The following is a 9399-nucleotide window of genomic DNA, read 5'->3' on the forward strand; positions in this document are numbered from 1 at the left end:
TTATTCCGCCCCTTTCGCCGCGGCGGCTTCGGGAATTCTGATCTCGACGGTCAGTCCGCCGTCGTTGCGCGCCGCGATCGTCCCCCCGTGGCCTTCCACGACTTGCCGGGCGACCGCCAAGCCCAGGCCGCTGCCGCTCTCGTGATGGGCGCGGGATTTGTCGCCGCGGTAAAAACTCTCGAAGATGTGCGGCAAGTCGTCCGCGGCGACGCCGGCGCCGTCGTCGGCCACGGCGATCTTCGCCCATCCGTTTTCCGCTTCGACGCGCACCGAGACCGAAACGTCGTCCTTCCCAGCGTGCCTGACGCTGTTGTCGAACAGGTTGACGAACACGCGGCGCATCTCCTGAACGTCGAGTTCCGCCTCGAAGGACGGCGCGCGGTTTTCGTAGTTCAGCCGCAGCCGGCCGCCGGACGCGGCGCGGTAGTGACGGATCAGCCCGTCGAGCCAGCCGTCGAGGAGGACGCGCTCGCGGCGGTAGCGGTAGCGTTTGTTTTCCAGCCGCGAAAAGAGCAGGAGCGAATCCGCCAACGCCTCCACTTCCATGGTGCCGCTGCGGATGGCCTGGCAGTATCTTCTCTGTTTTTCGGACGTGTCGGCGACGCCGTCCGTCAGCCCCTCGGCGTAGCCGCGGATCGCCGTCAGCGGCGTGCGCAGGTCGTGGGAAATGCCCGAAAGCAGCTCGCGGCGGTAGTTCTCGTAGCGCAGTTTTTCCGCCACGGACTCCTTGAGGCGGGCGCGCATCCGGTCGAATTCGCGGCAGACGTCGCCGAACTCGTCGTCTTTCGCGTAGTCCGGCCTGAAGTCGAGGTTTCCGCCGGCAATTTCGCGCGCGCCGAGTTTGAGGATGCGCAGCGGCTTGAGGATCATGCGGCTGACGGCTCCGCTGAGAAGGTAATCGGTGAGCGCCACCGTCAGCAGAATGAAAATCAGAAAGACGGCCAAGAAAGCGACCACGTATTTCTGCACATAGGAATCGCCGCGGACGCCGCCGCGCCGTTTCGCCAGAAACACGGCGGTGATGCTGCCGCGTTCGCGCTCGGGACCGAAGCCGTTTTTGACGATGGAGCCGCCGCCGTCGGTCATGCTCAGACTTTCGACGCCGGCCAGCGAGGGGCCGAAATTCCTGTCGATATACGCCCGGTCCTCGGGCAGAAAATTGCTGTAAACGACTTTCCGGCTGATCGCGATCTCGAAGTGATAGCCCATGTCCCGCAGCGTTTCCTCGAGCATTTTCATCTTCGGCGACGTTTGCTCGCTCATGACCAGGCCGTGATCCTCGTACCAGTCGTATTTTTTCCATTCCTCCGGCGACGAAAGCACGTCCTTGCAGGCGTAAATAACGTTCTGAGCGGAATAGACGCCGTTTTCGGCCTCGTACATTTCCAGCACGGGGGCTACGTAGCTGTGGACGTACGTGCGCAGGGCGGCGGCCGCGAACGCCGCCGCGAGAAGCACGGGCACCGCGATCATAAGAATATTCGAGAGGATCAGCTTCTTTTTGATTGTCACCGCACATCACGCTTTCTCTGTTCAAGATTTTCGAAAACGCGCCCCGCGCGTTTCGCCGGGCGCTCCGCCGCCGCCAGTTTACCACAATTATACGCGTTTGCCCGCAGGCGCGGGCGTTCTCGCGTCATCCCGCCGAAACGGCGCGGCTTTCCGTGTTTACGTCCGCGCCGTTTCCTGCTATGCTGTGCGCGGATACCGACGATCCCGCGGCGCCGCGGGACCGTTTCAAGCAGGAGGCCCAACCATGACGGACGGCGAAAAACGCTTCACCATCGGCCAGATGGCGGAACTGTGCAACGTCAGCGCCAAGCAGCTGCGCCATTACGACGCCAACGGCATCCTCGCCCCGGCGCGGCGCGACCCGCAGAGCGGCTACCGTTTTTATACCGAAAATCAGATCGAGGAGATCTTGTTGATCCAGGAGATGCACGCCATCGGACTGTCGCTGAAAGACATCGGCAGCCTTCTGAACCGGCGCGACCTCTCCTCGCTCCGTCTCGAACTGGAACAGGGGCTCGCCGCCGCGCGCGACGAGCTGGAACGGGCGCGGCGAAAATACGACCGTACCGTGGAAGTGCTGCTGCGCGTCATGCACGCCATGGAACACCGCGCCGCGCCCCTCGCGCAGGAGCGTGAGATCCGCCTCGCCGACGTGCCCGCGCGCACCGTAGCCTTCACGCGCTACGTCAGCTCGTGGAACGCCAAGAAGCTCTTCATCCAGCGCCGCGCCGAACTTTACAAGATCGCGGCGCGGCACGGCCTGCACATGACCGGCGCCAACATGGCCATTTTCCACTCCGGCTACCTGAAACAGTTCAGCGACGATCCCGCCGACGGCGAGGGCGACCTGGAGATCTGCATCCGCGTCGTCGACCTGCCCGGCAACTGTCCGGCCGTGCGCACCATCCCCGCCTTCCGCGCCGTCACAGCCCTGTACGGCGGCGACTACCGCGCCATGAAGCCGCGCTATCTGGAAATGGAACGGTGGGCCGCCGAGCACGGCGTCGCGCTCGCGGGCACGTCGCTCGAAGAATATCTCGTCGGCGCCTCGATGACCCGGCACCGCGAAGACTACGTGACGCGCCTCTACCTGCCCGTGCGGGGCTGCGCCATCTGAAGCCCCCTTGACATTGAAGCCAACTTTAATGTTAGATTATCGTCGTTGTAATCTTATTGAAGAGCAGGGTGAGAGCCATGGAGTATTCGATCAAAGAAGCGGCGCAAATGCTGAATATCCCCATCAGCACGATCCGTTACTACGACAAGGAGGGGCTGCTGCCCTCCCTCGAACGCAAAAGCTCGGGCTACCGCGCGTTTTCGGAACGCGACATCGAGACGCTGAAAATCGTGCTGTGGCTGAAAAAGGCCCATATGCCGCTGAAGGAGATCGCCCGTTTCATCCAGCTGCTGAAAGAGGGCGACGCCTCGCTGCACCAGCGCCTCGAACTGTTCGAGCGCCGCCGTCAGGCCATGGAACGGCAGCTCAGCGAGGACCAGGCCGTGCTTGATTTCATCAACTACAAATGCAATTACTACCGCGCCGCCGTCGAGGCCGGCACGGAAAAGATCCACCGCGGCGGCGAAAAACTGAAAATGCCGCCCTGCGCCTGCGATTCGTCCGAAAACCTTCCATGAAAAATGTCAGCCGGAATCCCGCGAACGATCGGGATTCCGGCTTTTGTCAAGCCGACGAAAGCCCCGCCGCTTCGGCTTCGCTTCAGGCGGGCAGACTCTAAAAGTGCTTGCGCCGTTGCATCGTTTGACTTATATTTATAGAGACCCGCGAATCATGAAACATCTTCGTCTTTCGTTTTTCGTAAAAAATGCTATCATTGAAAATGATTCCATCTGCGTATACAAAATACGTAGATCCGACAGACTCATCAGCTGCCGGAAAAGGCAAAAGGGGGAAAGATCTATGGGGTTTCCTACTTTTTGGGGCGGCGTGCATCCGCCTCAGAACAAGGATCTGACGCGGGACAAGCGGATCGAGCCGTATCTGCCCAAAAGCGATCTGGCGTTTCCGATGTCGCAGCACATCGGCGCGCCGAACGCGCCCGTCGTCGCCAGGGGGGACAAAGTCAAAGTCGGCACGCCGCTGGGCAGCGCCGACGCGTTCGTTTCCGCGCCGGTGCTCTCCAGCGTTTCCGGAACGGTGAAGGACGTAGGGCCGCGCCAGACCGTGCCCGGCACGTTCGACACCTGCGTGGTGGTGGAAAACGACGGCCTCTACGAAAAGGACGAACGCTGGGCGCCGCTGCCCGATTACGAAAACTGCGATCCCAAAGAATATCTCAAGCGTATCCGCGAGGCGGGCATCGTCGGTTTCGGCGGCGCCACGTTCCCGGCGGCCGTCAAGTTCGCGCCGCCGCCTCAGGACAAGATCAAATGGTTCATCGTCAACGGCGCCGAGTGCGAACCGTATCTGAACTGCGACTTCCGCCTGATGATGGAATCGACCGACGAGATCGTCAAGGGCACGGCGCTGCTGCTCCGCCTCTTTCCCGAGGCCGAGGGCGTGATCGCCGTGGAGAACAACAAGCCCGAGGCCATCGCCGCGCTGTCCGGGTCGGTCGCGCGGCTGGGCGTGCAGAACGTGCGCGTGCAGCCGCTCACCGTGAAATATCCGCAGGGCTCCGAAAAAATGCTGATCGAGGCGCTGACGGGGCAGGAGTACGTCGTCACGGCGCTGCCGGCCGACGTGGGCTGCATCATCGCCAACGTGCGCACCGTGCAGCAGTGCTGGCGCGCCATCGCCCTCGGCGAGCCTTCGACGGAGCGCGTCGTCACCGTCACCGGCGACGCGATCGCCGAACCCAAGAACGTGTGCATCCCGCTGGGGACTTCCATTCGCGAGCTCGTGGATTTTTGCGGCGGTTTCAAGGAAGCGCCCGTCAAAGTGTTGGCCGGCGGCCCGATGATGGGCATGTCGATGCGCTCGCTCGACGTGCCCGCCGTCAAGGGGACGTCCGGCGTTCTGGCGCTGACGGCGCGCTCGACGATGCTCAGGCGCGCCACGGCCTGCCTGCACTGCGGCCGCTGCGTCGAAGCCTGCCCGATGGGGCTGGTGCCCAGCGCGCTGGACACGCTGGTGCTGGGCAAGGAATATGATCGTTTCGAAGCGGAAGGCGGCATGAACTGCATCGAGTGCGGCAGCTGCACGTACGTGTGCCCCGCCTGCCGGCCGCTGACGCAGAGCTGCCGCGACGGCAAGAGCTTCGTCATGGCGCAGCGCAAAAAGAGAAAGGCGGCGGGGAAATAATGGATTATAAGCTGGTCGTTTCAAGTTCTCCCCACGCCCACGCCGGTCTGACGACGCCGCAGATCATGGGCTGGGTGCTGGCGGCGCTGGTTCCCGCCGGCGTCATGGGCGTCATCCGCTACGGCGCGCGCGCCGTGGCGGTGATGGCGGTGTGCGTGCTCGCCTGCGTCTTCTTCGAATTCTTGTGGCAAAAATGCACGGGGCGCGCGGTCACGGTGGGCGACGGCTCCGCGGCCGTCACGGGGCTGCTGCTGGCCTATAACCTGCCGCCCACGATCCCCTACTGGATGGCCGTCGGCGGTTCGCTGTTCGCGATCATCGTCGTCAAACAGTTTTACGGCGGCCTCGGCGGCAACATCGTCAACCCGGCGCTGGCCGGCCGCGCCATGATGCTGGCCAGCTGGCCGGTGCCGATGACGACCTGGACGCTGGACGGAGTTTCCGCGGCCACGCCGCTGGCGCTGATGAAATCCGGAAACGTGAGCGCCCTGCCCTCGTACCTCGATCTGTTCCTCGGCAGGACGGGCGGCTGCATCGGCGAAAGCTGTACGCTGGCGCTGCTGATCGGCTTCGCCGTGCTGCTCTGGAAGGATATCGTCAAATGGCAGACGCCTGTGGTCTACGTCGCCGTGGTCGCGGCGCTGTGCACGGTTTTCGGCCGCCCGGCGGCGCCGCTGGCGGAGATTTTGTCCGGCGGGCTGTTCCTCGGCGCCATTTTCATGGCCACCGACTACACCACGTCGCCGATCACGCTCAAGGGGCAGATCGTTTTCGCCGCCGGCTGCGGCCTGCTTACGGCGGTGATCCGCACGTGGGGCGGCTATCCCGAGGGCGTCTCCTACTCGATCCTGATCATGAACCTGCTGGTGCCGCTGATCGACCGCGCCACCAAGCCGCGCGTTTTCGGAGAGGTGAAGAGCCATGCCAAAAATCGTTAAGCTCGGTTCGATCCTCTTCGTCATCACGGCCGTCACGGGGCTGCTCCTCGGCGCCGTGCAGAACGTCACCAGCGGCTCCATCGCCGCCCAACGCGCCCGTCAGAAGAACGATGCGCTGGCCGCGACGCTGCCCGGCGCGAAAAACTTCACGCCCGTGGCGCTCAAAGCCGACGCCGGCATCATCAGCGAGGTTTACGCCGGTTCCGCCGGCGGCGCCACGATCGGCTACAACTTCACGCTCACGCCCAAAGGCTTCGGCGGCCTGATGACGCTGATCTGCGGCATCGACGCCGCCGGACGCGTCATGGACATCGCAATTCTCGAGTCCAGCGAGACGCCTGGGCTCGGCGCCCGGGCTTCCGAACCCGCGTTCGCCGGGCAGTTCCACGGGAAGCTGGCCGACGGCGATCTGCAAGTCACCAAGACGCCGCCCGAGGACGGCAACCAGATCCAGGCAATTTCCGGCGCCACGATCACGTCGCGCGCCGTCGCCGACGCCGTCAACGCCGCGCGCGCTTACTGGAAAAACCATCTGAAAAAAGAGGAGGCAAAGTAAATGAGCAATCCTCTCAAGACGATTGTCAACGGCCTTTTCGCCGAAAACCCGATCTTCGTCCTCGTGCTCGGCATGTGCCCGACCATCGCCGTCACGTCCAGCGCCATGAACGGTCTCAGCATGGGGCTGGCCGCCACGGCCGTGCTGATCGGCTCCAACGTGGCGATCTCGGCGCTGCGGCGCTTCATCCCCGACGAGATCCGCATCCCCTCGTTCATCGTCGTCATCGCCGGATTCGTCACCGCGCTGCAGCTGATCATCGCCGCCTATTTCCCGGCGCTGGACAAGGCGCTGGGCATCTTCATCCCGCTGATCGTCGTCAACTGCATCATCCTCGCGCGCGCCGAAGCGTTCGCCTCCAAAAACGGCGTCTTCGCCTCGGCATGCGACGGTCTGGGCATGGGCCTGGGTTTCACGCTGGCCCTGATCCTCATCGGCGCCATCCGCGAGCTGATCGGCGCCGGTTCGGTCTTCGGAGCGAACGTTTTCGCGCCCGGTTTTTACCAGCCCGCGCTGCTGGCCATCCTCGCTCCCGGCGGTTTCATCACGCTGGGCGTTCTCATGGCCGTCATGCATCAGCTCAAGATCCGCAAGGAACTGAAAAGCCTCGCGCCTCTGGCCGAATCCGCTTACGACGGCTGGGCCGAGCTCGGTTCGTGCAGCGGCTGCGCGCTGGCGGGCGCGTGCCACAAGGCGGACTGCGCCGCGAAAAAGGACGGTGAGGCCGAATGAATCTGCTGGGTCTGCTGATCAGCTCCATTTTCGTCAACAACATCGTTTTCATGCGCTTCCTCGGCTGCTGCCCGTTCCTCGGCGTTTCCGGCAAACTGGAGACGGCCAGGGGCATGGGGCTGGCCGTGGTGTTCGTGATCACCTTCTCGTCGGTGATGACCTGGCTGGCGTTCGAATTCCTGCTCGTGCCGCTCGGCCTCGAATATCTCTACACGCTGGCCTTCATTCTCATCATCGCCGCGCTCGTGCAGTTCGTCGAGATCGTCATGAAGAAGATGATGCCGGCGCTGTACAAGTCGCTGGGCATTTTCCTGCCGCTGATCACCACCAACTGCGCCGTGCTCGGCGTGGCCGTGATCAACATGAACGAGAAGTACGACCTGCTCACCGCCGTCGTCAACGCCTTCGGCACCGCCGTCGGCTACATGCTGGCGATCGTGATGATGGCCGGCATCCGCGAGAAGATCGAGCTGAACGCGGACATGCCCCGCTGCATGCGCGGGCTGCCCATCGCGCTCATCACCGCCGGGCTGATGTCCATCGCCTTCATGGGCTTCAGCGGCCTGGTTAAGTAGGTGGCGGCCATGACTGCGATCATCTATCCCGCGTTCGTCATGGGTGGGCTGGGCGTCGTCTTCGGCTGCCTGCTCGCCTTCGCTTCCAAAAAGTTCGCCGTCGCCGTCGATCCGCGCCAGACGCTGATCCGCGCCGCGCTTCCCGGCGCCAACTGCGGCGGCTGCGGCTATCCCGGCTGCGACGGCTACGCCGAAGGCTGCGTCCTCGGCGCCTGCGCGCTGAACAAGTGCGTCGTCGGCGGCGCCCCCGTGGCGGAAAAAATCGCCGAGATCATGGGCGTCACGGCCGACGGCGCCGAGCCCGAAGTCGCCTTCGTGCGCTGTCAGGGATCGTTCGACAAGACCGGCAAAGACTGCGTTTATCTGGGCATCGGCGACTGCCAGAGCGCGTCCGTCGTGCCGGGCCGCGGCCCAACGTCCTGCGCTTTCGCCTGCATGGGTTTCGGCACCTGCGTCAAAGCCTGCAAGTTCGACGCCATCCACGTCATAAACGGCGTCGCCAAAGTCGACCGCGACAAGTGCGTGGGCTGCCAAGCCTGCGTCGAAGCCTGCCCGCGCGGCATCATCGCCATGGTGCCGAAAAAGAAAATGGTCCACGTCGCCTGCAGCAACCCCATGCCCGGCGCTTTCGTGCGCAAAGTCTGCACGGTCGGCTGCATCGGCTGCCAGATGTGCGTGAAAGTCTGCCCCAAGCAGACCATCTCCATGAAGGGAGCGCTCGCCGTCATCGACCCGAGCAACTGCGTCAACTGCGGCCTCTGCGCCGCCAAGTGCCCCGTGCACGCCATCGACAACGCCAAAGCGAAACCCGTCGTCGTTCCTCCGGCGTCGGTGGCGTAATATTCAACCGGACGGCAGCAAAAAGATCGGCGTGCGCAAAACGTCATGACGTTTTGCACACGCCGATCTTTTTTCGTTCAGCGTCGGTACCCTTCGTACCAGTACGACTGTTCGAGGCCCTTGAAGATGACTTCGCGGTCGTCGATGCGGTCGGTGAGGTTGGGCAAAAGAAGGCAGCGCAGTTCCAAATCGTTGACGGGGCTGCGTTCCATGGCCTGAAGATAGCGGGCTTTGTCGACGTTCTGCCAGTCGACGACGCGGCGCAGTTTTTTCCTGAGCATCAGGTCGAGCCAGATGCGCACAGCGCGCCCGTTGCCCTCCATAAACGGGTGAGCGACGTTCATCTCATCTCCACGTACGCGGCGATAATCCCCTCAAAAGAGTTTTCGGGCATTTTTCAATGGCGCGCAGCGCTTCTTCCAAATAAAGACAGTTGGCGAAGCGGAAATTGCCCCTGGAGATGTTGAGCGTGCGGATCTGCCCGGCGAAATCGTACAGCCCGCCGAACAGGGCCTCGTGGATCCGCCGCAGCCCCGCCACGGTGCCGACCTCGATCGTGTCGATGCCGCCGCTTTCGTAGAGCTGTCGCGCGTTGCGCAGGCTTTTTTCGTCAACGTCGTTCATCCTTGAATCCCCTCTTTCTTCCGGCGTCTCGCGCTCTCATGACGGCATCGATCATACCACAGCGGCCAAGAACGCGGCAATCGCCGCCGCCAGTTCTTCGGGACAGTCGTACATGACGGCGTGTCCGGCATGAAAGAGGCGGAAGGTCGCGCGCGGCAGGGCGGCGGCGATCTTTTCGACTTCTTCCGGCGGGAACAGGAGATCGTTCTCCCCGGCGCAGACCAGCGCCGGCTGTTTGATTCGCGGCAGGTCGGGGCTCAGCGGAGGCGCGGCTTTCAGCGCCTCGCGCTGGGCGTTCCACAGGGGCGCGTTGCCCGTCGCCCGGCGCGCCGCCGTCAGGCGCAGAAAGTTCTCCGCCGC

Annotated in this window: 12 protein-coding genes; 8 read left to right on the forward strand and 4 right to left on the reverse strand. The window is 63.5% G+C overall.

What is annotated here, in order from left to right:
* Positions 1-1512, reverse strand: a complete 1512-nt coding sequence (locus tag HMPREF7215_RS07955) for a sensor histidine kinase (protein WP_009165284.1) — start codon at positions 1510-1512, stop codon at positions 1-3.
* A gap of 244 nt (positions 1513-1756) precedes the next feature.
* Here HMPREF7215_RS07955 and HMPREF7215_RS07965 point away from each other — a divergent pair, with 244 nt between their 5' ends.
* The 8 genes from HMPREF7215_RS07965 (at position 1757) to HMPREF7215_RS08000 (ending at position 8415) form a co-directional block, all read left to right on the forward strand.
* Positions 1757-2629 carry a MerR family transcriptional regulator gene (locus tag HMPREF7215_RS07965; RefSeq protein ID WP_009165286.1) on the forward strand — a complete coding sequence of 291 codons (873 nt, stop codon included), beginning with the start codon at positions 1757-1759 and terminating at the stop codon, positions 2627-2629.
* Between the two features lie 77 nt (positions 2630-2706).
* Positions 2707-3147 (forward strand): MerR family transcriptional regulator, encoded by a 441-nt coding sequence (locus tag HMPREF7215_RS07970; RefSeq protein ID WP_009165287.1) that lies wholly within the window; start codon positions 2707-2709, stop codon positions 3145-3147.
* Positions 3148-3430: 283 nt separating this feature from the next.
* On the forward strand, positions 3431-4774 hold the full coding sequence (gene rsxC, locus HMPREF7215_RS07975; RefSeq protein ID WP_009165289.1) for an electron transport complex subunit RsxC: 1344 nt from the start codon (positions 3431-3433) through the stop codon (positions 4772-4774).
* The gene (locus tag HMPREF7215_RS07980) at positions 4774-5712 is read left to right on the forward strand and encodes an RnfABCDGE type electron transport complex subunit D (RefSeq protein WP_009165290.1); all 939 of its coding nucleotides are present in this window, start codon (positions 4774-4776) and stop codon (positions 5710-5712) included. Before rsxC ends, HMPREF7215_RS07980 begins: the two co-directional genes overlap by 1 nt.
* The gene (locus tag HMPREF7215_RS07985; RefSeq protein ID WP_009165291.1) at positions 5696-6268 is read left to right on the forward strand and encodes an RnfABCDGE type electron transport complex subunit G; all 573 of its coding nucleotides are present in this window, start codon (positions 5696-5698) and stop codon (positions 6266-6268) included. The genes HMPREF7215_RS07980 and HMPREF7215_RS07985 overlap by 17 nt, the downstream gene beginning before the upstream one ends.
* Positions 6269-7000: an electron transport complex subunit RsxE gene (gene rsxE, locus HMPREF7215_RS07990; RefSeq protein WP_009165292.1), complete on the forward strand. Its 732-nt coding sequence runs from the start codon at positions 6269-6271 to the stop codon at positions 6998-7000.
* Entirely contained in the window at positions 6997-7575 is a 579-nt protein-coding gene (gene rsxA / locus HMPREF7215_RS07995) for an electron transport complex subunit RsxA (protein ID WP_009165293.1), read from the forward strand. Before rsxE ends, rsxA begins: the two co-directional genes overlap by 4 nt.
* Positions 7576-7584: 9 nt before the next feature.
* On the forward strand, positions 7585-8415 hold the full coding sequence (locus tag HMPREF7215_RS08000; protein ID WP_040550924.1) for an RnfABCDGE type electron transport complex subunit B: 831 nt from the start codon (positions 7585-7587) through the stop codon (positions 8413-8415).
* Between the two features lie 77 nt (positions 8416-8492).
* On the opposite strand, the gene HMPREF7215_RS14115 is transcribed toward HMPREF7215_RS08000, so the two are convergent.
* From HMPREF7215_RS14115 to HMPREF7215_RS13630, 3 genes are all read right to left on the reverse strand, one after another.
* The gene (locus HMPREF7215_RS14115; RefSeq protein WP_009165295.1) at positions 8493-8759 is read right to left on the reverse strand and encodes a cell filamentation protein Fic; all 267 of its coding nucleotides are present in this window, start codon (positions 8757-8759) and stop codon (positions 8493-8495) included.
* Between the two features lies 1 nt (position 8760).
* Complete coding sequence (locus HMPREF7215_RS14120; protein ID WP_009165296.1) at positions 8761-9039, reverse strand: cell filamentation protein Fic; 279 nt, start codon at positions 9037-9039, stop codon at positions 8761-8763.
* A 51-nt stretch (positions 9040-9090) separates the two neighbouring features.
* On the reverse strand, positions 9091-9399 hold a 309-nt coding region (locus HMPREF7215_RS13630; protein ID WP_009165297.1), incomplete at its 5' end, for an alpha/beta fold hydrolase.

It is taken from the genome of Pyramidobacter piscolens W5455, from assembly GCF_000177335.1.
In the GTDB taxonomy this organism is placed as follows: Bacteria; Synergistota; Synergistia; order Synergistales; family Dethiosulfovibrionaceae; genus Pyramidobacter; species Pyramidobacter piscolens.